This is a genomic window from Methylosinus sp. DMC45 (genome assembly GCF_056313885.1).
On record NZ_JBQUZK010000049.1, the window covers coordinates 128,827 to 154,522 of the forward strand.

A 25,696-nucleotide genomic window follows, 5' to 3' on the forward strand; every position below is an offset into this window, starting at 1 on the left:
GTTCCGTGCTGCTTGGAGGCGCTTAGAACGAGCGCGTCGTCATGATCGGCCAGCGCGGGAATGCGCCAGCCGGTCGATGAGCACATAGACGACCGGGGTAATGTATAAAGTGAGCAGCAGGCTCGAAATGACGCCCCCGGCGATCGATATGCCGAGCGGCTGGCGAATTTCGGCGCCCTCCCCATTGCCGAGCGCCAGGGGCAGCGCGCTGAAAAAAGCGATCGCTGTCGTCATTATGATCGGCCGAAGCCGCTCGACGCTGGCGCGTTCTATGACCAGCGTCGCGTCGAGCCCAGTAGAGCGCCGCGCCGCCGCCGCGACGTCGATCATTATGATCGCGTTTTTCATCGCCACGCCGGTCAGCATGAGCAGGCCGATCATGGCGAAGAGCGACAGGTCGGTCTTTGTCGACATGAGCGCGAGAGCCGCCCCGACGCCGGCGGATGGAAGCGTCGACAAGATCGTTACTGGATGGAGGTAACTCTCATAGAGCACGCCGAGGATGATGTACACGGTCGCAATTGCTCCGAAGAGCAGAAATCCGTAGCTTCCAAATATCCCTTCGAACGCGCCTGTCGGCGTGAACAGCTCGCCATGAATCGATGGCGGAGCCCCGATGCGCGCCAAGGTTTCCCGAATGAAGGAGGCCGCGCCGGCGACAGATTCGTTTGGAGGAAGGCTGAACGAGATTCCGACCGCAGCCGATCCGCCCCAGTGATTGACGGCGATCGGCGCGACGACCGGCGTGAGGCGCCCGAGCTGCGCGAGCGGGACCGCGCGCGCCGGCGTCCGGGCCGCCGGCGGCGTGCTTCGGCTCGAGGCCCGCGACCCTGCATCAGGAGGAAGAAAAAAGAAGTTCTCGAGCGATCGCTGGCCCACGGCGAATCGGGGAGCGAGCTCGATGACCACATGATATTGATTGAGCGCAGCGTAGAGCGTCGACGCATGACGCTGGCCGAAGGCGTCGTAGAGCTCCTTATCGATATCGGCTGCAGTGAGATTGAGGCGCGCGGCGGCGGCGCGATCGATTTCGAGCCGCGTCTGCGGAGTTTTGTCTTGCTGATCGGAGACGACGTCGAGCAGCCGACCGCCGGCCGTAAGAGCCTCCGTCAGCCGGGGCGCCCATAGTCGCAGCGTGTCGAGATCGTCAGATTTCAAAATATAGATGTAATTGGCCGTTCCCGACGCGACGGTGAAAGCGAGATCCTGGACAGATCGCAGCGCGATGGTCGCTCCGCTGATTTGCCGCAAGGGAGCGCGCAAGCGCGCAATCACCTCATCGGCTGAAGCGCTTCGTGTCGGTCTTGGCTTCAGCCAGATCAGAAGGTCGGCGCGATTGTTGGATGTCGGCCCATTGAGATTTCCGCCGATCGTCCCGGTCGCAGCAAAGACGTCGGGGTCTTTCTGAAGGATACCGATCGTCTGCTCGAGCTTGCGCGCCATCACCGCGTAGGAAGCGCCCTGATCGGCGATGATCGTGCCGCGCACGCGTCCTGTATCCTGGAATGGAAACAGGCTCTTTGGGATCAGGGCGAACAGGTAGAAGTTGAGGACGACGACGCCGCACAACGCCGCCAATGTCGAAACCGGCCGCTCGATCATCGCCGAAAGCGAGCGCGAATAAGCCTTGGTCAACCTGTCCCACGCACGCTCGCCGGGCCGAGCTGCGCGCCCGCGGAGAAGATGGGCGCAGAGCATAGGGGTCGTCGTGAGGGACAAGACCATCGATATGACGATCGCCACCGTCAAGACGACTGCGAATTCACGCAACATGCGTCCGATGACGCCGTCGAGAAACGACACGGGCAGAAAGACCGCGACGAGCGAGAGGCTCATCGCGACGATGGTGAAGGCCGTTTCTCGCACGCTCTCCGTCGCAGCGTGGAATGGATGCTCGCCGGCGTTGATGCGCCGCATCGCGCATTCGACGACGACGATCGCGTCATCGACGATCACGCCCGTCGCAATGGTGAGCGCCATCAAGGACAAGTTGTTGATCGAATAGCCGAAAGCGTACATGAGCGCGAAGGTCGTCGACAATGTCGCCGGGATCGTGATGGTGGAGATCAGAGTCACTTTCACGTCGCGCAGAAACATGAAGACGACCACAATGACGAGGACGATGGCGATCAGCAGGGCGAGCTCGAGCTCATGCAGCGAATTGCGAATCGTGAGCGTCCTGTCTTGAACGACGTCGATCTGCAGATCGCCCGGCAGCGCCTGGGAGAGCGCGGGCAGCAGCGAACGCACGCGATCGACGGTCTCGACCATATTCGCGCCCGGCTGCCGGTAGAGAATGACCTGCACCGCGGGCGCGCCGTTGCAAAGGCCCATGGTGCGCAGATCCTCGACCGAGTCGACGACATCGGCGATGTCTACGAGACGAACGGGTCCGCCGTCGCGAGTCGCGACGATGATGTCTCGGTAATCGCTAGCTTTGAAGATCTGATCATTCGCGTAGATCTGCAGCCGGCTCTCATTGTGCTCCAACGCCCCTTTCGGAGGACTGACATTCGCCGCGGCGATCGCCGCACGAACGTCTTCGAGCGCTACTCCATATTTGGCGACGAGGCTGGGGTTGAGCTCGATGCGAACGCCGGGAAGCGAGGCGCCGACGATCAGGACGCGCCCCACGCCTTCCACCTGCGCGAGCTTCTGCTGGAGAACGACCGTCGCGGCGTCGTAGATCGCGCTCTGGGACAGCTTGGTCGAAGTCAAGGCGAGAATGAAAATCGGATTCTCGCCAGGGTTGGCCTTGGTATAGGTCGGATTGGCGCGCAACGCCGCCGGCAAATCGACACGCGCCGAATTTATCGCGGCCTGAACGTCGCGCGCCGCGCCGTCCACGCTGCGGGCGAGCCCGAATTCGAGGAAGACCGACGACATGCCGGAGATGCTGGACGACGAAATTTCCCGAACGTCCGCGATCCGGCCCAAATGCCGCTCGAGCGGCGTCGCCACGGAGGAGGCCATCGTTTCCGGCCCTGCGCCCGGCATCGTCGCGGAAACATAGATCGTCGGATAGTCGACCTGTGGGAAGGGCGCGATCGACAAATAGAAGAATGCGCTGAGACCCAGCAGCATGCAGCCGAGGGTCAGGAGCGTCGTCGCCACGGGGCGGGTAATCGCTTTTTGAAGAAAATCCATTGTCGAAAACGAAAAACGCGGCGGCGAGCTGCGAATCCGTACGGCGCTTCGTCGCTCATACGTCTCCACCGGCGCCTGCGCCGAAACCAAACTCTAGTAGGCTGGTATGCATATCCGCAGGCGGGCGGCTTGGCAAGGATCGAACCGAGCCCATTGGCAGGACCGACGCTCTGACGGACCGTATTGCGAGGCGAAATGCTCTCATTCGACAGATGAGCCGGGCTCGATTATCGACTGTGCGTTCCTCGGCGATCGGACGGCGCTCGCCGTCCGGCTTTCTCGATCCGAAACGCTTCTCACACTTGCAGGAAAGAACATGCGGCTCCTCGCCATCTCAGGCAGCTTGCGCGCCAATTCGTCGAATACCTCCGCTTTGGAGGCTATGGCGAGACTCGCGCCGGCAGGCGTCAAAGTCGTTCTTTTTGAAGGGTTGGCGGGCCTGCCGCACTTCAATCCCGACCTGGATCGTAGCGAAGCGTCCGATTCCCTCCCTCGAGAAGTCCGGGAATTGCGGCGAGAGGTCGGTCTTTCGGACGGGCTCCTCATCTGCTCGCCGGAATATGCTCACGGCGTCGCGGGCTCCCTGAAAAACGCCCTCGATTGGCTCGTGGGCAGCGTGGAGTTTCCTGGAAAGCCAGTCGCATTGATCAATGCCGCGCCCCGCGCCGTCCACTCGGACGCGCAGCTTCGCGAGATCCTCGCGACCATGTCGGCGTGCTTGATCGAGGAGGCGTCCGTCACCGCGCCGATCGCCGGCGTCGGAAGAAATCTGGACGCGAACGGAATCGTGTCCGATCCCGATTTGTCGGACCGACTCGGCGAGGCGTTGCGAGCGTTCATTGAAGCGATCACGTTCAAAAATTCCGAGGCATGAAATTGACGGCAGCCTCCGTCAGGCGTGTTCGAGATCGATCACGGACTTCGATCGAGACGAAGCGCGCCCCGACGACATCGCGTCGCCCGGCGCCGAACGCGAGCGAGCTACGATCACGCGCGGCCGAAGCGCCCACGTTGAAAAAGATCGTCTACTCTAGGCTTCGGCCCCGCGCGCCGTCGCCAGCGCGGGTTCCTCTCGAAGCGGGTCTCATGAGCTCGACGATTTCTTCCGTGATCTCCTCCTGGCGCTTTTGACGATGGCGGGCCTCGAGCTCTTCGAGCGTCTTTTGCACATTGCTCCGGGCCTCGATCATCGCACGCATTCGCGCTTCGTTTTCCGCGGCGAAGGACAGCGCCGCCGCCTCGCATAATTCGGCGAAGACATATTCTTGCGCCAGGCTCTCGATGAGCGCCTCGGGCGGAATGGCGACGAGCGGCGGGACCAGGCGCGGCGCCGGTGGAAAGCGGGCGAGATCGAGAGGAATCAGTGGTCTCTGGATGATTTCGACGCTGGCGGCGCTCGGCCTTCCGTGAATGATCGTCACGCGATCCGCGCTATGCTCGCCGAGCCTTCGATAGAGCGCGGCTGCGATCCGTTCTGCGAGCGACGGCGCGTCGTCGACGCGCGACGCCATCGGCAATGTCCAGTCGACTCGCAAGCCTCTTTCTCTGGCGAGGGTCGCCCCACGCTCTCCGACGATGAAAACGCTCGTGCGCCCTTTGCCGGCGCCGGCGGCGAGCCGCATCGTCGTCTCGAGAACATGTTCGTTGAACGCGCCGACGAATCCGTGTCCCGAGCAAAAGGCGAGGATGATGTGGTCGGACGCGGGCCGATGATTGGCCATGCTGCGCGGATGCGGCGCTCGCGCCAGCAGGGGGAGCGCTGCGCTGATCGCTTCGCCCAGGGCCTTCGCATAAGCGCGTACGCCGTCGAGACGCGATTGAGCCTCGCGCGTTCGAACCGCAGCCACGCCGCGCATCGCCGTAACGACGCTTTCGAGCTGCCGTGTCGCGACGATATGCGCCTTTATGTCGCTCGAGCGTTCGGTCATGGCACCGTCGCCTTGATCTCGGTCGCGAGATCGCGCACGCGCTCCGCCAGATCCGCGCGCTTCGCCGCATCGAGCGGCGCGCCATGCGCGAGCGCGGCGACGCTTTGCGTGGCGGTAGAATCGAGATGCGCCGGCAGTCTCGCCGTCAGCAGAGGAATGTCTGTGACCGGCAGGGAATCGAGGACCCCCGCGTCCAAGGCGGCGAGCAGAGCGACCTGATCGGCGAGGCGCAGAGGGGTGAAACGAGGCTGCGTCAGCAGCGCCCGAATGCGTTCGCCGCGGATCATGTCGCGCGCGATCCGCGCGTTCGACAATCCGCCGAAGCGCGTGAACATCTCGAGCTCGAGAAATTGCGAATATTGCAACCGCAACTTTCCCGAGACGTCTCGGAGCGCCGCCGGCTGCGCGCGGCCGCCGACGCGGCTGACCGAGAGACCGACGTCGACGGCCGGACGGCGATTGGCGGCGAACTGGCGGCGGTCGAGCACGATCTGGCCATCGGTTATGGAGATGAGATTGGTCGGAATATAGGCCGAGAGATTGCCGGAGTCGGTCTCGGCGATCGGGAGCGCGGTCAGTGAGCCGCCGCCGAGCTCCTTCGACAATTTGGCGGCGCGCTCCAGCAGCCGCGCATGGACATAGAAGATGTCGCCCGGATAGGCCTCGCGTCCCGGCGGCTCATGCGTCAGCAGAGCGAGCTCGCGATGAGTGACTGCGTGCTTTGTCAAATCGTCGATGACGATGAGCGCGTGACCGCCACGATCACGGAAGAACTCCGCCATGGCGAAGCCCGCGAAAGGCGCGATCCATTGCAGGCCGGGAGGCGCCGCGGCCGAGGCGACGACGAAGATCGTGCGCTCTGCGGCGCCGCGCGTCCTCACCGCCTCGATCACGCGCTCCACCGCCGTCATCCGTTGCCCGACGGCGACATAGATGCAGACGAGGTCCGAATGACGCTGGTTGATGATGGCGTCGATGGCGATCGACGTCTTGCCGGTGGCGCGATCGCCGATGATGAGCTCGCGTTGGCCGCGCCCCAGAGCGAACATCGAGTCGACGACTAATATGCCGCTCTCGACGGGCTCGGTCACGAGATCGCGCGCGATGATGCTCGGGGCGTCGCGCTCGACCGGATGAAACGCGGCGGCGGAGATCGGCTCGCCGCCGTCGAGAGGGCGCCCGAGCGGATCGACCACGCGGCCGAGAAGGCCTTCGCCGACCGGAGTATGCGCAACCTCGCCAGTGCCGAAGACGCGCGCGCCGGCCTCGATGGATTCGCCCGAATCGAGAAGCACGACGCCGATACGGTCTGTTTCGAGCGCGAGCGCAAAGCCCAGCTGGCCGCTCTCGAAACGCAGCAATTCATTGAGCTCGACCTGTGGCAGGCCGGAGACGAAGGCGATTCCGTCGGCGAAGCTCTCGACCCGACCAATGGTCTCGACTCGCGGCCCGAGATCGATCTGGGCGACCGCCTTGCGGCCACGGTCCAGCCATTCGCCGGAGTCATCCGGCATTTTCCCGCTCCGTCAGCAAAGTTGCGGAAATGCGCTCGAGATCGGCGCGCAGGCTGTTGCGGATGCTGGTGTGATTATTCTCCAATTCGAGGCCCGCGAGCAATGTCGGATCGACGCGAAGGGCGAATTCTAATGGGCGTCCGAGGGCGCGCTCGAACGCGCTCCGGCAGAGTGAGTCTTCCTCGGCGGTCAGCAGGCGCGGCGCGGTGAGCGTCGTTTCGCCGCGCAGACAAAAATCCACGCGTTCCGGCTCCGGCAGAGCGGCGATCGCTTCGGCGAGCCCCTCCACGAAGCCTGCGACGCGCGACTCCTGCGGCAGCCTGTCGAGCAGACGCCGGGCGATATCGACGGAAAGGAGGCTCGCGCGCTCCGCTTCGGCGCGACGCTCCGACTTTTCGAGGCGCTCGATCTCGAGGCGCATGTCGGCCCGCATGCGATCAGCGTCGGACTGGGCGGCGTCGAGCAGCTCGCGGCTCGCCGCCTTCGCCTCTTCCGTGGCCGCGCGGATCGTCTCGGCGCGTTTCGACGCGATGTCCTCGACGGCGACGCGCGCTTTCTCTTCCAATGTTCGAGCCGAGGCTTCGGCGGCGGCCGCTTCGTCGAGGAGGCGTTGCGCCGCCGCCTTGCGATCTGCGAGGATCGACGAGATCGGACGGAAGAGAAAACGGGAGAGCAGCCAGATCAGCACCAGCGCATTGACGGTCTGCAAACCGAGCGTCCACCAGTCGATCTGCATGCGTGCGCGCGCCTTATTTGATGAAAGGATTGGCGAAGAGAAGCAGCAGCGCGATCACGAGACAATAGATCGCCATGGTCTCGATCATCGCGAGGCCGACGAATAAGGTGCGCGACAGGACGCCCGCGGCCTCCGGCTGTCGCGCGATCGCATCCATGGCCGCGGCGACCGCCTTGCCTTCCGCGAGCGCGGGGCCGATCGCTCCGAAAGATACGGCGACGGCTGCGGCGATCACGCTGATATATTGAATATCGTCCATTTCGCGGCTTCCTCCGCTATCGAGCTTCGTGCGTTCGAGAGTCGCGCTCCTCGACCGCCGCGCCGATGAACACCATGGCGAGCGTCGCGAAAATGTACGCTTGGACCGCCCCGGTCAGCAAGTCGAGCGCCATCAGCGGTATCGGCACGAGCAAGCCGGCGAGCGAGAGGACGATGCCGATGACGAACACGCCGCTCATTATATTCCCGAACAGGCGAACGATCAGTGAGAAGGTTCGCGTGATCTGCTCGACGAGGTTGAGGGGGATCATGACGATGCTCGGCTCGGCGAAAGTCGCGAGATAGCCGAGCGGTCCGCGCGTACGCAGGCCGTGATAGATGGTCGCGCAAAAGACGATGAGAGCGAGCGCGGCGTCGGTCTCGAGCCGCGCGGTGGGCGGCTCGACGCCGGGAATGAGCGACGACCAATTGGCGGCGAGCACGAATAGGAAGATCGTTCCCAGCAGCGCGCGGTAGGGCGCTGGATCCGCGCCCAGAGTGTCCCTTATTTGCGCATCGAGCGTCTCGACAAAGAGCTCGAGCGCGGACTGCCCTGTCCCCGGCCGCAGCGAGAGCCGCCGCGTCAGGAGGATGCTCGCGAGCGTGAGCGCCACCATTATGAGCCATGTGACGATGACAGGCTTGCTGATCGGCGCCGGTCCGAGCTGAAAGCCGGGCTCGAGCGCCAGCGGCGAGGATTTCATCAAAGGCCTCCCAATCGACGCAGAACGGCGCGCCTCGCGACCAGCAATCCCAGAGCGCCCGAGAGCAGGGCGATGGCGCCGATTTTCGCGAGCGCCGTCAAAGCCAGGGCGAGCGCGCCGAAGCGCGCCATGAGCAGGAGCAGGGCCTTGGGCGCCGCGCCCCGTTCGAAGAGCTCGACGTTCCAGCGCAAGGCGACGAAATAGGCGAAGCCTGCGGCGAGGCCCGCCCCCGCGCCGAGCGCGAGTTGGAATAAGAGAGCGGCGGCGGATGGAGCGATCATTGGCGCGACATCCATTTCCAGGCGAGCCACAGGCCGGCGCCGGCTCCGATCATGACGAGGGGAGCCGAGAAGAACACGCCCGTGGCGTAGGTCCTGTCGAGCCAGCGGCCGAGGAACAGTCCGGCGAGCGCAGGAAGGACGATGGTCCAGCCGAGCGCGCCGATCTGTCCCAGCCGTCGACCGAGCGAGGGCTCGGCCTGCTCGCGCAACAGCTTGCGACGCGCGGCGGCCAGGCGCGAAGCTTCCGCCATCGGGTCGCGCTCTCGCCCAGGCCCGGCTTCGCTCATGGCGCTTCCTTTCCGTCGCCGAACATTTCCGAAACGCTCGAAGGATGCAGATAGCGGACGAGCTGACGCACGGCGCTGGCGTGCAGCCGCGTCTCCTCGACGCGAGCGCGCGCCGACGCGTCCTTTTCTGCCGCGCGCGCCGATTCGACCTCGGCTTCCAGCTCTCGCAAATCGCCGCCCGGAACGCCTTGGCGGCACGCGATCGACACGATCTCTCCTTTTCGGACGGTCATCACGCCGCGTCGAATCGCGCAATAGCGCTCTGTCCCGTCGGAGGCTCGCCAGCGCACGACCGAGGGTGGAAGCACGGTCAGAAGATCGGCGTGTCCGGGCAGGATCCCGAAACCGCCGCTCTTGTCCTCGGCTCGAACGGATCGTACGTCGGCTTCATCGAGGAGGACGACGTTCGGCGTCGTGATGGTGAGCCGCAATGTTCCGCTCATGCTCGTCCTTCCTTCGTTTCGGCGTCCGTTCGCGCCGCGGCCTTCTCCTTCAGCTCCGCCTCTTCCAGCGTTCCCACCATATAGAAGGAGCTCTCGCGCCAGTCATCGCAGGAGCCGGAGAGAATCGCGCGGCAGCCCGCGAGCGTGTCGACGAGCGGAACCGATCGCCCCGGCGCGCCGGTAAAGACCTCGGCGACGGCGAAGGGTTGGGTCAGGAAGCGCTGCAGCCTACGCGCGCGCCCGACGAGCTTGCGATCCTCTGCCCCCAGCTCCTCGACGCCGAGCAGAGCGATCACATCCTGCAATTCGAGGTAATGCTCGATGACGCGGCGGACTTCCGTCGCGACATTGGCGTGCTCCTCGCCGACGACCAGCGGGTCGAGCAGGACAGAGGAGGAGGCGATAGGATCGATCGCCGGATACATGCCTTCCGCCGCCATCTGCCGCGACAATACGATCATGCTGTCGATATGCGTCGCAATCGTCGTCACGGCCGGGTCGGTGAAATCGTCCGCGGGGACATAGACCGCCTCGATCGCCGTCACTCCGACGCCGCCGACCGACGCGATCCGCTCATGCAGCGCCGCCACCTCGCTCGCGAGCGTCGGTTGATAGCCGACGCGCGAGGGCAATCGTCCGAGCAGGCCCGAAACCTCGGCCCCGGCCTGGACGAAGCGAAAGACATTGTCCATCAGCAGCAGCACGTTCTGGCGCTTCTCGTCGCGGAAATATTCCGCGATCGTCAAAGCCGTGAGCGGAGCGCGCCAGCGGGCTCCGGGAGGCTCGTTCATCTGACCATAGACGAGCACGGTGCGGTCGAGGACGCCCGAGCGGCCCATGTCGAGCAGCAGCTCATGACCCTCGCGCGAGCGTTCGCCGACGCCGGCGAACACCGACACGCCCCGATAGCCCGAGACCATAGCGTGGATGAGCTCCATCACGAGCACCGTCTTGCCGACGCCCGCCCCGCCGAACATAGCGGCCTTGCCGCCTTGCGCGATGGGGGTCAGAAGGTCGATGATCTTGATCCCGGTCACGAAAATCTCGGCGCCTCGCGGCCGGTCCGCGAGCGGCGGCGGCGCGCGATGGATCGGGCGACGCGGCGCGTCCGTGGGCAGGGGCGGCCCATTGTCGCCGACGCCTCCCGTCACGTCGATCAGCCGTCCGAGCGTCGCATCGCCAACGGCGATCTCGATCGGGCCGCCGGTCGCCCTGACTCTGCGTCCGCGCGACAATCCGACAGTCGACTGCAAAGCGATGGCTCTTATGCTGTTGCGGTCGAGATGCGCCTGCACCTCCACTAAGATTTCTCCGCCGCCATTCTTCTCGACGATCAACGCTTCCTCGATCTCCGGCAGCGCGCCCTCTTCGAAGCGCACGTCGAGCACGGCTCCCCTGACCGCGGAGACCGTTCCATGCCGCGCCGCGCTCGTTCGAGAAAAAGGCGTTTCGCGCATTCGTTTCGCCTTTCAGGCCGAGCTCGAGCCGGGACCTCCGATGATATATGCAGACAAAGGCTATCGCGAAAGCGCCCATGTCACCGATACTTTTGCCGTGAGCCGTCGCGCGCCGGGCCGCAGAGGCAGGGCGATCGCTCCATTCGTCGGCGCGGCGGCCGTCGGCGTCGATTCGCGTTCGACGTCATCGGATCGCGTCACCTCGTCGTGAGCGATTTCGATGATGCGCCCGAGCTTCGAGCCCAAGGCCTCGACATAGCTTCTCGCGCGCTGTTCCGCATTTTTGATCGCTGCGACCCGCAATCGTTCGGAACGCGCCGTCTCGTCGCCGACGATGAATTCCATTCCCCGAACTTCATTGGAGCCGGAGTCGACGGCGCGTAGGACGATCGCCGTGGCCGTATCGAGCGAATTCACGAGAACGCTCAATTCGTTCCGCGCTCGGAAGCTCCTGGAGACGCGCCCTGCATGCGCGCCGCGCGCGGCGGAGCCGTCCGATCGGAGGGAGACGAGCGTCGAGCCGCTGGCGCGAATACCGTCCGTTCGTATTCCCTGCCGGGCAAGATCCTCCAGCAAGGCTCGAGTCTTCTGCGCGTTCGCGTTCACGGCTTCGACCGCGGTCGGCCTTTCGGTCACGATATCCAGAAGGAGCTTGGCGCTATCGGGGATTTCGTCCTCCGACGCTTCTCCCGTCACGGAAATATGCGGGAGCGTATCCTTCAAAGCGTCAGCCGAAGCGCTCGTGAGGAAGACGATGCTCGACAGCGCGATGAGAGATAGCCGGGCCATCGATTCTCTCCCTCGAAGCGAACGACGCGGGCCGACACATATAAGTCCGACGCTCCGCTCCCGCTGATTCGGCGAGCCGAAGCGACAGCATGCGTCGAGCATTATCGACGAATATATGGCCCTGTTTCACTCACGATGTAGACCGTGGTCGAGCAGCTCCGTCAATCTCCTCGCTGTCGACGGGGCGGAGCCGCATCGAGGGCGACGCAACCTCGAGATCAATCGAGAGTGACCCTCAGCGTTCCGCCGAAAGTGCGCGGCAGATCTTGCAGGCCGACGGTCGCAGGCGCGGTCGTCGTCCCTGCCGTCCACGAGGTGAAATAGCGCTTGTCGAAGAGGTTCTTGCTCCAGACCGACAGGCTGTAGCGCTTGTCTTCGGTGCGCAGGCCGAAGCCGAGGTCGACCAGCGAATAGGCGGCCTGCCAATATTGAAACACGGAATGCGGGTCTGTGAGCTGCGTTCTGTCCTTCCAGGCGACATTCACATAGGCGAAGCCATTGACTGGAACGGCCCAGCTCGGCCCGAGATCGCTCAGGATCGGCCCGAGAGGATGTTCATAGTCGGCCCCGACGTTGAACGCCCATTTCGGTAGATTCTCCCATCGGGTGTTCGAGCGGGAAAGAGTCAAAGGCGCTTTGATGAACCCCGCCGGGACGGGGTTGGGAGTCGGCCAGATCCAGTCCGAGGGAGGAGCCGCATTGGCGAAGTCGATGTAGCGGACCTCGGTGTAGGCGCCGGACAGATTCAGCTGCAGGCGTTCGATCGGACTCCAGCGTCCATCGAACTCGACGCCGCGCAGCCTTATGTGAGGTATGTTGCCGAGATAGGTCAAGCGCAGAGGCTGGCCAGTGCTGTCGAGATAGCTCGTATCGGTCAATTGATCCTGAAGATTGAAAATGTCGGACCAATAGAGATTCATATTGGCGATCAAATGTCCGTCGAGCCAGCTCGTCTTGGCGCCGATTTCGTAATCCCACGAGGTTTCCGGCTTTGTGATGACCGATTGAAAGCCTTTGAACGTCAGGCCATCCATGATCGGCAGCGCGGAAATATTGATCGCCCCGGCCTTCTCGCCGCGCCCGACAAGGCCATAAAGCGTGATGTTGTCGTCGACCTTGTATTTCGGGTTGAATATCCCCGTGAACATATTGCGTTTCTTCGTCTGGCCGCCGGTGTCGAAAATGCCGGCGCCCGTCGCGCCGCGAACCGCCGTATAGACCTGCTGCGCCGAATAGGTCGCGCTCGCGGCGTTGATCCAGGCGAAATTGGAGCCCTCCTTCACCTCGTAGCTGTCACGCAGGCCGAGGGTCAAAGTCCATCGTTCGTCCAAATGGTATGACGCCTGGCCGAAAGCGGCGAGCTGAAAAGTGTTCGACTTTCCGGTCTGGCGTTGTTGGAAGCCGCGCTGCAATGCAGCATTATTGTACCATTTCGCGGCGTCCGTTCCAAAATTGTTTCCAGAAAAATCCCAGAGCTTCTCATAGAGCGAATAGATTCCCGTCTGCCATTCCAATTGCCGATCCTTGGGCGACGCGAGGCGGAACTCCTGTGAATATTGATCGACCCAGATATTGCCGTAGCCATTGTTCGTTTCGGTCCCTTGCGCGCCGCCGGCCGGAGTCTCGGGAGAATTGGGATGGGTGTAATATTGCCCCCATGCCGAGATCGACGTGAGCGTATTCTCGCCGATCTGGCGATCGATCTCATTCGACACGCTCAATGTCTGGGCCTCGTGCGTTCCGAAGCCGACGACATAGGGCTTATAGGGATCGAAGGTGAGGACCGGCCGGCCGAGTCGGTTCCACAATGTTTGCGAAAAATTCGTCCCGAAGATTCCGTTCGCATAGAGCACGGCCGAATCCGAGAAGGGCCCACGTCCCGATTTGCCGTAATTATTATATTCGTAGGAGCTCGCGCGATTGAAGATCAGGCGGTCGGTGAACTCGTCGCCGACATAGAGCAATTGCCCGCGCACGCCCCAGCGATGATTGTTCAAATAGCCGGCCCCCGTCGCCTGATCGTGAATCCAGCCGTCGCCCTGATCGAGATAGAAGGCGACGCGATAGGCGAGCTTCTCGTCGATGATCGGCCCGGTGAGGTTCACCTTCTCGATGATGCGGCTGTAATTGGCGTAGGAGGTCTCGAATGTCGCCTTGCGGTCGAACGAGGGCAATTGCGTGCGCACGCCGACCGTGCCCACGGTCGTGTTCTTGCCGCCGGTCGTTCCTTGTGGGCCGAGCCCGATCTCGAAGGAATCGAGATCGACATAGTCGCCCCATTGAAAGCCGACATATTTCCAGAAGACATTGTCCTGCACGAAGCCCGTGTCGGACTCGCCGCCGATTTGCAATACGCGTCCCGATCCCATGCCGCGGATCGCGGGAAGCGAAGTCTCTGGATTGCCCGTGTTGGGCCGATAATTCGGAACGCGTAGCGCGAAATCGTCGAGCCGATCCAGGCGTTGGTCTTCGGCCTTTTCGCCATTGATGATCGCGGCGGAGCGGGGCGTCTCCAGCAGCACCTTCTGCTCTTGCTTCGTCAATTCGCCCCGTTGGGCGCCAACGGTCACGTCGGCGATGGTCGCTTCCTGACCTCGCGCCTGACGGAGCGCGATTGCGTTGGCTATGCCGAAAACGCAAGAGATCGAGCAGACTGAAGAGAGCAGCCGATTGCGGAGCCCTGCCGCATGCCGGGGCTTTCCTGCGTTCGACGACCTGCATGCCCGAGCGCGAGGACGAAATCGATCGGCAACGGGCATGACGCCTCCTTCAATACATATATCAGATAGATAATATCTATATTATGGCGCCGCTTTCGTCGAGCCCAGTCGCGAAGAAAATGCATGCGATGTCGTCGAAGCGCCGACAGTCGCCGGATGCCCGGTCCACGACGTCAACGTCACTCTATGAATTACGCGCCGTCCCGGCGCGAAGGTCGAACCCGCCGGCGCTCGAACGGAATTCCCCTGAATGGGATTGACAGAGTGTGCGTTATCCATACTAAATATGTATGATTTAGCCGCGACCGAGTCACTCCATTTTTATGCGGCGACAAAGCGCTTTGTCGAGGAAGCCCCATGATGCGCATGACGAAAAAAGCATTTTTTATGTCGCTGGCGGCGGCCTCTGCGATTTCGGTCGCCTTGGCTGCAGACGACGGAAGGCCCGTCTCCTCCAGTAGTCGGACGCATTGGGCCTATCAGCCGTTGCGAGTTCCGGCCACGCCGACAGTCGAGCGCGCAGACTGGCCGCGGACGTCGATCGACGCTTTCATCCTCGCAAAGCTGGAGCAGGCCAATCTCGCTCCCTCGCCGGACGCCGATCGCGCAACTTTCATTCGCCGCGCGACCTTGGATGTCTGGGGAGTCATTCCGGCGCCCGAGGACGTCGCGCGCTTCGTCAATGACGACGCGCCGGATGCGTATGAAAAGCTGGTGGATCGTCTGCTGGCCTCGCCGCATTATGGCGAGCGGCAGGCGCGGCGGTGGCTCGATCTGGCGCGTTATGCCGATAGCGCGGGTTTCCAAGGCGACGAGACGCGTGGCAATTTCTATCGCTATCGCGACTATGTCATCAACGCGTTCAACAGCGACAAGCCATATTCGCGTTTCATTCGAGAGCAGATCGCAGGCGATGAGCTGGCTCCCGGCGACCAGGAAGCGCTGACAGCGACGGGATTTCTCGCCGCCTTTCCCGAAAACGTCAACGCGCGGGATCTGGTGCTGAGAAAATATCAGGTCGCCACGGAGATCACCGATACGGTCGGGTCCGTCGTGCTCGGCACGACGATCGGCTGCGCGCGATGCCATAATCACAAGTCGGACAAATTCACCCAAAAGGACTATTTCTCCTTGCAGGCGTTCTTCGCCAATACGAGCGTCGACGAAAGGACGCCGGTGGCCGCGCCGGGAGAGGCCGAAAAAGAATTCAAAGCCGCGCAGGCGAAATATGACGAGGCGATTCGCGTGAACAAGAATCGTCGAAAAGAGATCGTCGAGCAATTTCGCGACGTGCTCTCGGCTTTCAATAAAGAGCGTTACGAGGCGAGCAGCCAAGCGCATATCCTCAAGCCGAAAGAGGAATGGGACGCCTTCGACCGATGGCTCAACCATCGTGTCGCGATCAACTCGACCGACGATCGCCTCGGGCTGTTTCTGCGCAATCTTCCCGCGGACGTCTATGCGCGCTTCTCGGAGGGCGGCGAAGGCGCCGCCGCCGGAGGTCCCCGCATCACGGTGTCGCGCGACGAGTTCCTCAAGCTCGCCGCAGAATATAAGTCGCTGCTCGAGGATTTGAAGAAATTCGATGAGCTCCGGCCCAAAAAGGGATCGAACACGATAACGGCGGTGACGGAGCTCGGGCATTCCGACGCGCCGCCCACTTATGTCTTGTTCGGCGGCAATCACGAGCGGCCGCTCGACGAAGCGCAACCTGCTTTTCCCGAGGCGCTCACAGGCGAAACGCCCGTTATCGCGCCAACGGCGACGTCCTCGGGGCGAAGGCTGGCGCTGGCGAATTGGCTCGTCGACTCCGGCAATCAGCTGACGCCGCGCGTCTATGTGAATCGCGTGTGGAACGAATATTTCGGCAAGGGGATCGTCGGAACGGTCAGCGATTTCGGCCGGGCGGGCGACAAGCCGACGCATCCAGAGCTATTGGATCGTCTCGCCTCCGATTTCGTGAAGGGGGGATGGAGCGTCAAGGCGTTGCATCGACAGATTCTGCTGTCGCGCGTCTATCGCCAGTCGTCGGACCAGCGGGAAGACGTCGCCGCTGTCGACCCGGAGAACAAGCTGCTCGCCGTCTTCCCCCGCAAGCGGCTCGACGCCGAGCAAATTCGCGACTCGCTCCTAGCCGCCTCGGGCAGGCTGGACGGGCGGATCGGAGGGTCGAGCGTGTTTCCGCCCGTTCCGAGCAATCTGAATGCGGGACCCGCTTGGGAGGTCTCGAAGGACCCGAAGGATCACAACCGTCGCAGCCTGTATATTTTCGCGCGGCGCAGCGTGCCATATCCTCTGCTCGAGCCCTTCGACTCGGCGAACACTCAGCAAGTGCACAGCAAGCGTGATGTGACGACGACGCCGCTGCAAGCGCTCGCGCTCGTCAACAGCGATATCGTGTTCGAATGGTCGCAGGCGCTGGCTGGACGGCTTCTCGCGGAGGTCGGCGGCGACGAGTCGGCGCAATTCGAACGTCTCTACGAAATACTCTTTGCGAGAAAGCCGGACGCCTCGGAGAAAGCGCTGCTCGTCGAGTTCCTCGACAAGCAGAGGCAGCTGATCGCGAGCAAAGCAAAGGACGGGAAATTGTCGATCGCCCTGCCGACCGGCGATGTCGCGCCGACACAGGACCCGCTGCGCGCTTCGGCTCTCGTCGATCTCGTTCATACGGTCGCGAACTCCAACGAGTTCATCTATCGATTTTGACCTATCCCCCGAGCCTTCGCGAAGGAATATAGCATGAGCGGACATTCGAGACGTGACTGGTTGGTCGGTTCGGCCTATGGGCTCGGCGGATTCGCGCTGAACGCCTCTATGCCTGGAGGCGGCATTCTTTCGGTTCCTGTTGCGGCAGCGGCGCCGAAGCTCGATCCTTTGGCGCGACGGGAGCCGCATTTCGCGCCCAAGGCGAAGTCGATCATCTGGCTGCATATGGACGGCGCTCCGAGCACGCTCGATCTCTTCGACTACAAGCCGACTTTGGAGCGGCTGGCCGGACAGGACACGCCAGAATCGTTCTTGACGGGCATTCGCACCGCTGGTCAAGGCAAGACTGGAAAGCTGTTCGCTTCCAATCGTGCTTGGAAGCAATATGGCGAGAGCGGCGCATGGTTTTCGGATTTTCTGCCGGAGCTCGCGCAGCATGCGGACGAAATCGCTTTCGTGAAGTCCAGCGTCACCGTCGGCGCCACGCATGATATCTCGATCTTGAAGCTCAACACCGGCGATCTCGTTCCAGGCCGTCCTTCGCTCGGGGCGTGGATTTCCTACGCGCTCGGCTCGGCCAATCCAGATTTGCCTCCCTTCGTCGTGCTCTATGCGGGGGATAAGGAGCCGCGGGGCGGATCCATCAATTGGAGCTCCGGCTTCCTGCCAGCGGTCTATCAAGGCACGGCGTTTCGATCGGGACCATCGCCGATACTCCATCTCGAGCGGCCGGAATTGATTTCTTCCACCGAGCAGAGATCCAATCTCGACCTTCTGTTGCATCTCAATGAGAAGGACGCCACGCGTCATCCCAATGATAGCGAGCTGGCGGCGCGCGCGCGCTCATATGAGCTGGCCTACCGAATGGAGGCTTCTGCGCCCGAAGCGGTCGATCTCACCCGAGAGACGGCGGCGACCCGAGAGCTCTACGGGCTGAACTCAGAGGCGACTCGCGAATATGGAACGATTTTGCTGAGAGCGAGACGGCTCGTCGAGCGCGGCGTGCGTTTTATTCAGGTCGTGTCCTGGCCTTTCGACAATGCCGGCGTGGATTTCAGCAATTGGGACGCGCACAGCAAGCTCGAAGAAAATCACGGCGCGCGTTCCCGCGCCGTCGACAAGCCCATTGCTGGATTATTGGCTGATTTGAAGTCGCGCGGACTGCTGGATGAAACGCTGGTGGTTTGGACATCCGAATTCGGGCGCACATCCTATGGCCAGAGCGGAGACGGGCGCGATCATAATCCATGGGGCTACACGCAATGGCTCGCGGGTGGAGGCGTGAAGGGCGGCTATACGCATGGCGCGACGGACGAGATCGGCCTGAAGGCCGTCGAAAATCCGGTCGACACCTATGATCTGCACGCAACGGTTCTGCAGCTCGTCGGCCTGGACCACCTCAAGACCACTTTCTCGAGAGCCGGCCGCGCGGAGCGTCCGACGGTCGTCTATGGCAAGGTCGTGAAAGAGCTGCTCGCCTGAGCTGAAAAAGACCGCGACACGGCGCGGCGATAAGCGTCGCTCCGTGTCACGCTATTCGACGAGGCGACCCCCGATCGGCATGGACGCGACCACGGCCCCAGTATCTGTCTGGATAGACGGGCGGCTTGTCCTCGTCCTTCGTGAGCCCTTGCGCGAAGGCGAACCCGTAGAGGAAAGCGGCCGATCAACCTTATGCCGGAGCAAAAATTTCCAACGGCGACGTCGTTCGTCGGGCGCTGATTGACAGGGCTGCCGAGATTTAGTCTACATACTGTGTATATTAATGATGTCGAGCCCATCGGCGGCGTGAGGTCGACGAGAATGCGAATTCCTTGGTTGAACATCGCCGCCGTTGCGGCCGCCGCGCTGGCCGTCGCCGTGATTATCGGGAAGAATGTCGAAGGCCGCGCGGCGCATCACCTTCTCAACGTGTCCTATGATCCAACGCGCGAGCTCTATCAGGACATAAATCCGCTTTTCGCCGCCGCCTATGAGAAAGAGACGGGATCGAGCATTGCCATCAAGCAGTCGCATGGCGGATCGTCCTACCAGGCGAGGCGCGTGGCGCAAGGCGAAGAGCCGGCCGATGTCGTCACGCTCGGCCTTCCGTCGGACGTCGAGGCTCTGCACAAGCGTGGGCTCATTCCCGACGGCTGGAGCGAACGCCTCCCCAATCATTCCCAGCCCTATCATTCGACGATCGTCTTCGTCGTACGCAAGGGCAATCCGCATGGCGTTCGCGATTGGGCGGATCTGCTGAAGCCGGGCGTCGAGGTGATCCTCCCCGACCCGAAGACCTCCGGCAATGGGAAGCTCGCCGCGCTCGCGGCCTGGGGCGCCATCGTCACGCGCGGCGGAAGCGAAGCGGAAGCGCGTGAGTTCTTACGCGCGCTCTATGACCATGCGCCCTTTCTCGTCGCGGCGGCGCGCGCGGCCGGCGTCGCATTTTCGGTCGAGCGGAAAGGCGATGTGCATGTCGCCTGGGAAAACGAGGCGCTGCGCGAGACGGAGACCTCGAAGGGCGAGCTCGAGATCGTCTATCCGACGGTCAGCATCCTCGCCGAGCCGACCGTCGCAGTCGTCGACACAAATGCGGCCAAGCATTCGAGCGCCAAGCAGGCGCAGGCCTATCTACAATTTCTCTTCACCCCAGAGGCGCAGGAGATCATCGCGAAAGACGGCTACCGGCCCGTCGATGCGCGGACTCTCGCGCGCCACGCGCGTCGTCTTCCGGCGATCGACCTCTTTCCGATCGCCGCCATCGCGCGCGACTGGCAGGATGCGCAGCAGAAATTCTTTTCCGAGAATGGAATCATCGACACCGTCTACACGCCCAAGCCCCGCACCGAATGATCGCCGATTGGACGAGAGGCGATAAGGAGAAGTTCGATCACATGACCATCGAGACAGCGATGCGGCCCGTCCCGCTTCGGGATCGGCTCGGCGCCGGGACGCTCTCCAACATTCGCAAGGACTTCGTCGCGGGAATGACGGTCGCGGCGATCTCGCTTCCGCAGAGCATGGCCTATGCGCTCATCGCCGGCGTCGATCCGCGCTTCGGCCTTTATACGGCTATCGTCTTCACCGCCATCGCCGGCGTGCTGGGATCGTCGAATCATCTCGTCAATGGTCCGACGGGAGCCGTCTCGCTCGTCGTCTTCGGCGCTCTCGCCTTCATCGATCCAGACGCCAAGCTCGACGCTTATGAGGCGATGTTCCTGCTCGCCGTGATGATGGGCGTCGTTCAGATCGCCATAGCCGTCACGCGGCTCGGCGATGTGACGCGCTATATTTCGGAATCCGTGGTCACGGGATTTATCGCCGGAGCGGCCTTTCTCACCATCATCGGCCAAGTGGCCAATGCGCTCGGCGTCCGGGCGCAGGGCACGGGCCATCAGCATGTGCTCCATCGCCTCTATTTGACTGTGACCCAGCCAGCGCCTTTCAACGTAAAGGCGATCGCCATCAGCGGCGGCGCCATCGCCATCGCCATTGCCGCGCGATACGCCGTGAAGCGATTCCGGCTACCGCAAATCGACATGCTGTTTTCTCTGATCGCGCTGTCGTTCGTCGCCTGGCTCGCAGGCTGGTCGCAGGGGGCTCCAGGCGCAAAGCCGGCGATCCCGCTCATAGAGGCGGTGCCCGCGGCTCTGCCGACGCCGCATATTCCCGAGATCGAGTTCGGTTGGTTCCTCGATCTCGCGTCGTCGGCCGTGGCCATCGGCATACTCGGCCTGCTCGAGGCGCTCGCCATCGCCAAGGCCATCGCCCACAAGACGCGTCAGCCGCTCGATTACAATCGGCAATGCCTCGCCGAAGGAGTCGGCAATCTCATCGGCGGCTTCTTCCGTTGCATGCCCGGCGCCGGGTCGCTTTCGCGCACGGCGATCAATTATCAGGCGGGAGCGGTCACGCGATTTTCGGGCGTGTTCACGGCTGCCTTCGTAGCGGTCGCGGTGCTGCTGCTCGCGCCTCTGACCGCCTATATTCCCAAGGCTGCTCTCGCCGGGCTCCTCATCGTGGCGGCCGCGCGGCTCATCGATCTCGAGCGGCTGCGCTACACGCTCACTGCCTCGCGTTATGATGCGATCCTCCTTCTCGTCACCACGGCGTCGGCGCTGGCGATCGGAGTCGAGTTCGCGATTCTCATCGGCGCGACTCTGTCGATCGTCTGGTATGTGCTGCGCGCCGCCAGGCTGAAGGCGCAAGAGCTGATCGTCGCCGACGACGGCGTCGTTCGGGCGCGCATCGCCTCCGATCCGCCGAGCCGAGACGTGCTGATCTATGATTTCGAGGGCGACCTCTTCTTCGGCGCCGCGCCGGATTTCGAGCGCTATCTTCAGTCCGCCGCCGACGAGGCGCAGGCGCGAGGCGTCACATGCATCGTGCTGCGCTTGAAGCGGGTGCGCAATCCAGACGCTGTGGCGCTCGAGGTGCTCGACCATTTCCTCGCCGAAGCGCGCGCCCAGGGGCTCGAGGTTCTGCTCGCCGGCGTCAGGCCTGATCTTCAGGCCGCGCTCGGACGCATGCACATCCTCGATCGCCATCCGGGAGAGCGGATCTTCCCCGAAGAGGAGACGGATTATTCGGCGACCCTCAATGCGGTGCGCGCCGCGCGCGCTCTGGCGTCCGCGCCCCATGAGCGCGAGGCTCAGGCCGTCTATTATCTCGTGTGAGGCGTTTCGCGTCTGTCGCCGAGTTCGTTCGGGCGGCGTGAAACGCGTCGCAATAAGCGCCAATGGGGGCAGAGCCTCATTCATGCGCGAGCCGCGGAATGCGCGCCTGCTTTGACATTAATATATAACATCACTAGGAATATGCCGTAGAGCGATGGGCATTCCATCGCCAGAACACGACCGCGGAAATGAGAAGGACGAGTGTCGGGACGACGCCGATGACCTTGGCGTCGATGCGCTGGCGTTCATAATCCCGCCGGGACGACCGATGTCCCCCTCCCCCCTCATGTCGAAAGCGCTGAAGCGGATAGATCTCGTCGGTCGGGCTTTTGAGCGCTGTCGATTCCGGTCGGCCTCCTGGCCCCGGAGAATGGCTGTGGGGCATAGCGGTCGACGAGAGGATGATTGGCATGACCATTCGTGTCGGGTTCAGGTCTATCGAAAGCGGAGCCGTCGCTAATGACGGCGAAGACATTGTTCTCCATGCCAAAGCCGATGACGCTGCGGCAGACATTATTTTCCCCACTGACGAGGCGCAGCGCCTTGCGGTTCTGCTCTTGCAATTGGCGCAGATCGCCCGCGAGCTGCGCTCACGTAACGGCCGGATCGACACGCCGATCCTGGAGGGAGAAGCCCTCGAGATTGTCGAGGAGCCCGATTTAAATCGGAAAGTCGTTCGAGTTCGTCTCGCGTCGGACGCTCAGGCTGAGAATGCCGCGAGCCTACGTCTATCCCTGCCCCCAGACGCGCTTCTCGGCTTCGCCGAAGACGTTCTTCGATTGATGCGAGGGGAAGAGCCCGGTCGTTAGGCGGGCGTGCTCGCTGGGTTTCAAGAACGTCATCGTGCGGTGCGCTTCGGAAACGCCAAGCGTCGCGAGAGCCGAGGCGCTTACGCCCGGCGCTCGCGTTCGGGTGAATGCAAGGCGCTTCGATTGAACCGAGATGTTTCGAACGGCGATGGCGTCGGCGCGGCGCCTCTATCCGCCCAATCGTGCAATCTCCGCATCGGCTAGGATTGGGAAGGCGCCGTTTGGTTCGGGCGGCTCCGACACGTCGACGCGATTGCCGTCGGTTCGACGAAGTCCGAGCGCCGAATCGGTGAACCGCGTCTCGACCGGCGGACGGATTGGCGCATGGGGCGACGAGCGCGTGCATGCGGTGTGGGCTCGGTAGCCGTTAGGACTCGGTTAACCCAATACGACTTGCAAAGAATCGAGAATCGGCCTCTAGTCACAGACGGAAATTAGCCGTTTAACGCTCAGGAACCGTTTTCTGTGACGAGCAACTTGGACGCCCTGCCCTATTCGGAGCCGGAGAGCGCGCTGCAGCGAATGACCCGGCATGCGAAAGTCTTGTCGGGGCAAATGCAGGCGCTGAGCGCGACGCTTTTTCCGCCGGCCGCGCGAAAGACGCTGCGTTCCTTTTCCTCCGGGGAGGTCGCGCGCTTTCTCGGCGTCTCTGACGGTTACCTCAGGCAATTGTCGCTCGACGGGCTCGGCCCAATTCCCGCAGTGTCGGGCGGCGGGCGGCGATCCTATACGCCGAGTCAGATCGGCGAGCTGCGGGTCTACCTCGCCGGCGTGCGACCGAAGGAGGCGCTCGGCTTTTTGCCGCATCGGCGCCCCGGCGACAAATTGCAGGTCATCGCCGTCGCGAATTTCAAAGGCGGGTCGGCCAAGACCACGACCTCTCTCTATCTTGCGCAGTTTCTCGCGCTCGAAGGCTATCGGGTGCTGGCGATCGACCTCGATCCCCAGGCTTCGCTCTCCGCTATGTTCGGCTATCAGCCGGAGTTCGACATAGGGGAAGGCGAAACGCTCTATGGCGCGATTCGCTACGACGAGGCGCGCCGCCCGATGCGGGAGGTGGTGCGGCCCACCTATTTCGCCGGTGTGTCGCTCGTTCCAGGCAACCTCGAGCTGATGGAGTTCGAGCATCACACCCCGCGCGCGATGGCGGAGCGATCGCTGCGCGGCGGCGATCTGTTTTTCCGGCGTGTCGGCGGCGCGATCGACCAGGTCGCCGACGATTTCGACATCGTCGTGATCGATTGTCCGCCGCAGCTGGGCTATCTCACCATGGGCGCGCTGAATGCGGCGACCGCCATGCTCGTGACCATTCATCCGCAGATGGTAGATGTGGCCTCCATGAATCAATTTCTTCTCATGACATCCGACGTCATGACGGTCATTGAGGAAGCCGGCGGCCAGCTGGATTATGACTTTATCCGATATGTCGTGACTCGGCACGATCCCAATGACGTGCCGGAAACGCAGATCGTCGCTCTGCTGCGCAATCTTTTCGACGAGGATGTGCTGGGCGCGACGGTTTGGAAGTCGACGGCCATAGCCAATGCCGGGCTCACCAAGCAATCGCTCTACGAGCTCGACAAGGGTTCGGTCGGGCGCGCCGCTTTCGATCGCGGGCTCGATTCTGTGAATGGCGTCAATCGCGAAATTCTCGGCCTCATGAAGAAGGTGTGGCGGCGATGAGCAAGCGTACGGATACGATTCGCTCCCTGTTCGCGCAGCCCCCTGCCCCAATGTTGTCTGCAGACAACAATCCAGAGCCGCGCCGAGTGGCAGCCGGCGCCGTGCGCTCGATGAAGGAGACTTTCTCCGACATAGAGCGAGAAAATGAGGCGCTGCGCGCCCGCATTGCCGCAGGCGAGCAGGTGATCGATGTCGATCCTGGCGCGATCGACCCCTCCCCTTACGCCGATCGCTTTCTCCAGGAGGAGGACGCCTCTTTCGAGGCGCTGAAGCAATCGATAGCCGACCGCGGGCAGGAAATCCCCGTCTTGCTGCGCCCCAACCCGACGCTGGCCGGACGCTATCAGACGGCTTTCGGGCATCGCCGCATTCGCGCAGCGCTCCAGCTCGGCCGTCCCGTGAAAGCGATCATTCGCGCGCTCGGAGATGATGATCTCGTCATCGCGCAGGGCGTTGAAAATTCGGCGCGCGAGGATTTGAGCTTCATCGAGCGCGCGGTCTTCGCCCGGCGCTTGGAGAGCGCCGGGCGAAGCCGTTCTGTGATTCAGCAGGCGCTGGCCATCGACAGGGCCGAGGCCTCCAAGCTGATTTCGGTCGCCAAGGCGGTGCCAGATGATGTCGTTCGAGCGATCGGAAAAGCGCCGAGGATCGGCCGCGGCCGCTGGCAGGAATTCGCCGAGCTGCTGCGCGAAGGTTCAGCGCTGAAGAGGGCGCGCGACGCGACCACCCTGCCCGCCTTCTCGTCGCTCGACGGCGACGCGCGTTTTGCGCGGGCGCTCGCCGCCGCAAAGCGCGTGGAGGCGGAGCAGCGCCCTGCCCGGCCGATCATAGAAATCAAGAACTCCGCCGGTCAGTCGGTCGCGGAAATTCGCGCCTCTGAGCGCGATGTCAAAGTGACTCTGGCGAAAGTGGACGGAAGCGCATTTGCGCGATTCCTCGCCGCGCGCCTGCCCGAGTTGCTCGAGGAGTATCGTTCTTTCGACGCCATCGACGGCGCATCGAAAGGCGCGTGAGAGTCGACGAGAGGAGAACCCAGCAAAAGAAAAAGGCCCCCGAAACGATCACGCCCCGGAAGCCCTTCTCGATGTGTTGCGACTGAGAGAATCACACTTCCGTGAATCGCTGTCAAGAGTCGGCGCCGTTTCGGCGAGCGGATTTCTTTTGCCTGAACGAGGCAAAGGAACATGCAGACACGTCCAACGACGCCCTTCGGGCGGCGGCCGTTGTCGCTCGCCATGGTGGCGAGCCAGACCGCGACCGAGAATTTCGCCGCCAAGCCGGGCGCATCCGAAACCGTCGTCCATAAATGGCGGCTGTTTCGCGCGCTCACCGAAGCCAAGGAGCCGCTCGGCGTCACCGAGCGCGCGCTATCGGTGCTGCACGCGCTGCTGAGCTTTCACCAGGAGACAGCGCTCAGTCTGCTGGAGGTCGATTCGATGTCCGCAGAGGCGGGCTCGGCCGGCGGCGGCATCGTCGTGTTTCCTTCGAACAAGGAGCTGTCGATCCGCGCCCATGGCATGGCGCCGGCGACGCTGCGCCGGCATCTCGCCTGCCTCGTCGACGCTGGACTGATCAT

21 protein-coding genes are annotated in these 25,696 nt (G+C 63.0%); 9 read left to right on the forward strand and 12 right to left on the reverse strand.

Annotation, left to right across the window (positions count from 1 at the left end; translation table 11 throughout):
* Positions 1-39: 39 nt before the first annotated feature.
* Positions 40-3,147 carry an efflux RND transporter permease subunit gene (locus ACT53T_RS16160; RefSeq protein WP_476161967.1) on the reverse strand — a complete coding sequence of 1,036 codons (3,108 nt, stop codon included), beginning with the start codon at positions 3,145-3,147 and terminating at the stop codon, positions 40-42.
* A gap of 316 nt (positions 3,148-3,463) precedes the next feature.
* On the opposite strand from ACT53T_RS16160, the gene ACT53T_RS16165 reads away from it, so the two are divergent.
* Positions 3,464-4,021: an NADPH-dependent FMN reductase gene (locus ACT53T_RS16165; protein WP_476161968.1), complete on the forward strand. Its 558-nt coding sequence runs from the start codon at positions 3,464-3,466 to the stop codon at positions 4,019-4,021.
* Between the two features lie 151 nt (positions 4,022-4,172).
* Here ACT53T_RS16165 and ACT53T_RS16170 read toward each other — a convergent pair whose 3' ends face one another.
* From ACT53T_RS16170 to ACT53T_RS16220, 11 genes are all read right to left on the reverse strand, one after another.
* The gene (locus ACT53T_RS16170) at positions 4,173-5,075 is read right to left on the reverse strand and encodes a F0F1 ATP synthase subunit gamma (protein WP_476161969.1); all 903 of its coding nucleotides are present in this window, start codon (positions 5,073-5,075) and stop codon (positions 4,173-4,175) included.
* Entirely contained in the window at positions 5,072-6,589 is a 1,518-nt protein-coding gene (locus ACT53T_RS16175) for a F0F1 ATP synthase subunit alpha (protein ID WP_476161970.1), read from the reverse strand. The genes ACT53T_RS16170 and ACT53T_RS16175 overlap by 4 nt, the downstream gene beginning before the upstream one ends.
* Complete coding sequence (locus ACT53T_RS16180) at positions 6,579-7,325, reverse strand: F0F1 ATP synthase subunit B family protein (protein ID WP_476161971.1); 747 nt, start codon at positions 7,323-7,325, stop codon at positions 6,579-6,581. Before ACT53T_RS16180 ends, ACT53T_RS16175 begins: the two co-directional genes overlap by 11 nt.
* A 13-nt stretch (positions 7,326-7,338) precedes the next feature.
* On the reverse strand, positions 7,339-7,584 hold the full coding sequence (locus ACT53T_RS16185; protein ID WP_026191715.1) for a F0F1 ATP synthase subunit C: 246 nt from the start codon (positions 7,582-7,584) through the stop codon (positions 7,339-7,341).
* A 16-nt stretch (positions 7,585-7,600) separates the two neighbouring features.
* On the reverse strand, positions 7,601-8,287 hold the full coding sequence (locus ACT53T_RS16190; RefSeq protein ID WP_476161972.1) for a F0F1 ATP synthase subunit A: 687 nt from the start codon (positions 8,285-8,287) through the stop codon (positions 7,601-7,603).
* Entirely contained in the window at positions 8,287-8,568 is a 282-nt protein-coding gene (locus tag ACT53T_RS16195; RefSeq protein ID WP_476161973.1) for an N-ATPase subunit AtpR, read from the reverse strand. Before ACT53T_RS16195 ends, ACT53T_RS16190 begins: the two co-directional genes overlap by 1 nt.
* Positions 8,565-8,819 carry an AtpZ/AtpI family protein gene (locus ACT53T_RS16200; RefSeq protein ID WP_476161974.1) on the reverse strand — a complete coding sequence of 85 codons (255 nt, stop codon included), beginning with the start codon at positions 8,817-8,819 and terminating at the stop codon, positions 8,565-8,567. Before ACT53T_RS16200 ends, ACT53T_RS16195 begins: the two co-directional genes overlap by 4 nt.
* A gap of 32 nt (positions 8,820-8,851) precedes the next feature.
* A complete protein-coding gene (locus tag ACT53T_RS16205) occupies positions 8,852-9,298 on the reverse strand; it encodes a F0F1 ATP synthase subunit epsilon (protein ID WP_476161975.1) in 447 nt (148 codons plus the stop codon).
* Positions 9,295-10,755 carry a F0F1 ATP synthase subunit beta gene (atpD, locus tag ACT53T_RS16210; protein ID WP_476161976.1) on the reverse strand — a complete coding sequence of 487 codons (1,461 nt, stop codon included), beginning with the start codon at positions 10,753-10,755 and terminating at the stop codon, positions 9,295-9,297. The genes ACT53T_RS16205 and atpD overlap by 4 nt, the downstream gene beginning before the upstream one ends.
* Positions 10,756-10,815: 60 nt before the next feature.
* Positions 10,816-11,544 (reverse strand): SIMPL domain-containing protein, encoded by a 729-nt coding sequence (locus tag ACT53T_RS16215; RefSeq protein ID WP_476161977.1) that lies wholly within the window; start codon positions 11,542-11,544, stop codon positions 10,816-10,818.
* Positions 11,545-11,762: 218 nt separating this feature from the next.
* Positions 11,763-14,303 (reverse strand): TonB-dependent receptor, encoded by a 2,541-nt coding sequence (locus tag ACT53T_RS16220; protein WP_476161978.1) that lies wholly within the window; start codon positions 14,301-14,303, stop codon positions 11,763-11,765.
* 318 nt (positions 14,304-14,621) lie between these two features.
* On the opposite strand from ACT53T_RS16220, the gene ACT53T_RS16225 reads away from it, so the two are divergent.
* The 8 genes from ACT53T_RS16225 to ACT53T_RS16260 all read left to right on the forward strand — a co-directional run.
* Positions 14,622-16,970, forward strand: coding sequence for a DUF1549 and DUF1553 domain-containing protein (locus tag ACT53T_RS16225; RefSeq protein WP_476161979.1), 2,349 nt, complete (start codon positions 14,622-14,624; stop codon positions 16,968-16,970).
* A gap of 33 nt (positions 16,971-17,003) precedes the next feature.
* Positions 17,004-18,452, forward strand: a complete 1,449-nt coding sequence (locus ACT53T_RS16230) for a DUF1501 domain-containing protein (RefSeq protein ID WP_476161980.1) — start codon at positions 17,004-17,006, stop codon at positions 18,450-18,452.
* A 321-nt stretch (positions 18,453-18,773) separates the two neighbouring features.
* Positions 18,774-19,805 carry a sulfate ABC transporter substrate-binding protein gene (locus ACT53T_RS16235; RefSeq protein WP_476161981.1) on the forward strand — a complete coding sequence of 344 codons (1,032 nt, stop codon included), beginning with the start codon at positions 18,774-18,776 and terminating at the stop codon, positions 19,803-19,805.
* Between the two features lie 41 nt (positions 19,806-19,846).
* Positions 19,847-21,628, forward strand: a complete 1,782-nt coding sequence (locus tag ACT53T_RS16240; RefSeq protein WP_476161982.1) for a SulP family inorganic anion transporter — start codon at positions 19,847-19,849, stop codon at positions 21,626-21,628.
* Positions 21,629-22,038: 410 nt separating this feature from the next.
* A complete protein-coding gene (locus ACT53T_RS16245) occupies positions 22,039-22,437 on the forward strand; it encodes a hypothetical protein (protein WP_476161983.1) in 399 nt (132 codons plus the stop codon).
* A 522-nt stretch (positions 22,438-22,959) separates the two neighbouring features.
* Positions 22,960-24,120 (forward strand): plasmid partitioning protein RepA, encoded by a 1,161-nt coding sequence (gene repA, locus ACT53T_RS16250; protein WP_476161990.1) that lies wholly within the window; start codon positions 22,960-22,962, stop codon positions 24,118-24,120.
* On the forward strand, positions 24,117-25,133 hold the full coding sequence (repB, locus tag ACT53T_RS16255) for a plasmid partitioning protein RepB (protein WP_476161984.1): 1,017 nt from the start codon (positions 24,117-24,119) through the stop codon (positions 25,131-25,133). Before repA ends, repB begins: the two co-directional genes overlap by 4 nt.
* A 171-nt stretch (positions 25,134-25,304) precedes the next feature.
* On the forward strand, positions 25,305-25,696 hold a 392-nt coding region (locus ACT53T_RS16260; RefSeq protein ID WP_476161985.1), incomplete at its 3' end, for a helix-turn-helix domain-containing protein.

Excerpts from the sequence above, each read along its gene's own strand:
- ACT53T_RS16160 (WP_476161967.1), bottom strand. The coding sequence starts at position 3,147 with ATGGATTTTCTTCAAAAAGCGATTACCCGCCCCGTGGCGACGACGCTC.
- ACT53T_RS16165 (WP_476161968.1), top strand. The coding sequence starts at position 3,464 with ATGCGGCTCCTCGCCATCTCAGGCAGCTTGCGCGCCAATTCGTCGAAT.
- ACT53T_RS16170 (WP_476161969.1), bottom strand. The coding sequence starts at position 5,075 with ATGACCGAACGCTCGAGCGACATAAAGGCGCATATCGTCGCGACACGG.
- ACT53T_RS16175 (WP_476161970.1), bottom strand. The coding sequence starts at position 6,589 with ATGCCGGATGACTCCGGCGAATGGCTGGACCGTGGCCGCAAGGCGGTC.
- ACT53T_RS16180 (WP_476161971.1), bottom strand. The coding sequence starts at position 7,325 with ATGCAGATCGACTGGTGGACGCTCGGTTTGCAGACCGTCAATGCGCTG.
- ACT53T_RS16185 (WP_026191715.1), bottom strand. The coding sequence starts at position 7,584 with ATGGACGATATTCAATATATCAGCGTGATCGCCGCAGCCGTCGCCGTA.
- ACT53T_RS16190 (WP_476161972.1), bottom strand. The coding sequence starts at position 8,287 with ATGAAATCCTCGCCGCTGGCGCTCGAGCCCGGCTTTCAGCTCGGACCG.
- ACT53T_RS16195 (WP_476161973.1), bottom strand. The coding sequence starts at position 8,568 with ATGATCGCTCCATCCGCCGCCGCTCTCTTATTCCAACTCGCGCTCGGC.
- ACT53T_RS16200 (WP_476161974.1), bottom strand. The coding sequence starts at position 8,819 with ATGGCGGAAGCTTCGCGCCTGGCCGCCGCGCGTCGCAAGCTGTTGCGC.
- ACT53T_RS16205 (WP_476161975.1), bottom strand. The coding sequence starts at position 9,298 with ATGAGCGGAACATTGCGGCTCACCATCACGACGCCGAACGTCGTCCTC.
- atpD (WP_476161976.1), bottom strand. The coding sequence starts at position 10,755 with ATGCGCGAAACGCCTTTTTCTCGAACGAGCGCGGCGCGGCATGGAACG.
- ACT53T_RS16215 (WP_476161977.1), bottom strand. The coding sequence starts at position 11,544 with ATGGCCCGGCTATCTCTCATCGCGCTGTCGAGCATCGTCTTCCTCACG.
- ACT53T_RS16220 (WP_476161978.1), bottom strand. The coding sequence starts at position 14,303 with ATGCCCGTTGCCGATCGATTTCGTCCTCGCGCTCGGGCATGCAGGTCG.
- ACT53T_RS16225 (WP_476161979.1), top strand. The coding sequence starts at position 14,622 with ATGATGCGCATGACGAAAAAAGCATTTTTTATGTCGCTGGCGGCGGCC.
- ACT53T_RS16230 (WP_476161980.1), top strand. The coding sequence starts at position 17,004 with ATGAGCGGACATTCGAGACGTGACTGGTTGGTCGGTTCGGCCTATGGG.
- ACT53T_RS16235 (WP_476161981.1), top strand. The coding sequence starts at position 18,774 with ATGCGAATTCCTTGGTTGAACATCGCCGCCGTTGCGGCCGCCGCGCTG.
- ACT53T_RS16240 (WP_476161982.1), top strand. The coding sequence starts at position 19,847 with ATGACCATCGAGACAGCGATGCGGCCCGTCCCGCTTCGGGATCGGCTC.
- ACT53T_RS16245 (WP_476161983.1), top strand. The coding sequence starts at position 22,039 with ATGACCATTCGTGTCGGGTTCAGGTCTATCGAAAGCGGAGCCGTCGCT.
- repA (WP_476161990.1), top strand. The coding sequence starts at position 22,960 with ATGACCCGGCATGCGAAAGTCTTGTCGGGGCAAATGCAGGCGCTGAGC.
- repB (WP_476161984.1), top strand. The coding sequence starts at position 24,117 with ATGAGCAAGCGTACGGATACGATTCGCTCCCTGTTCGCGCAGCCCCCT.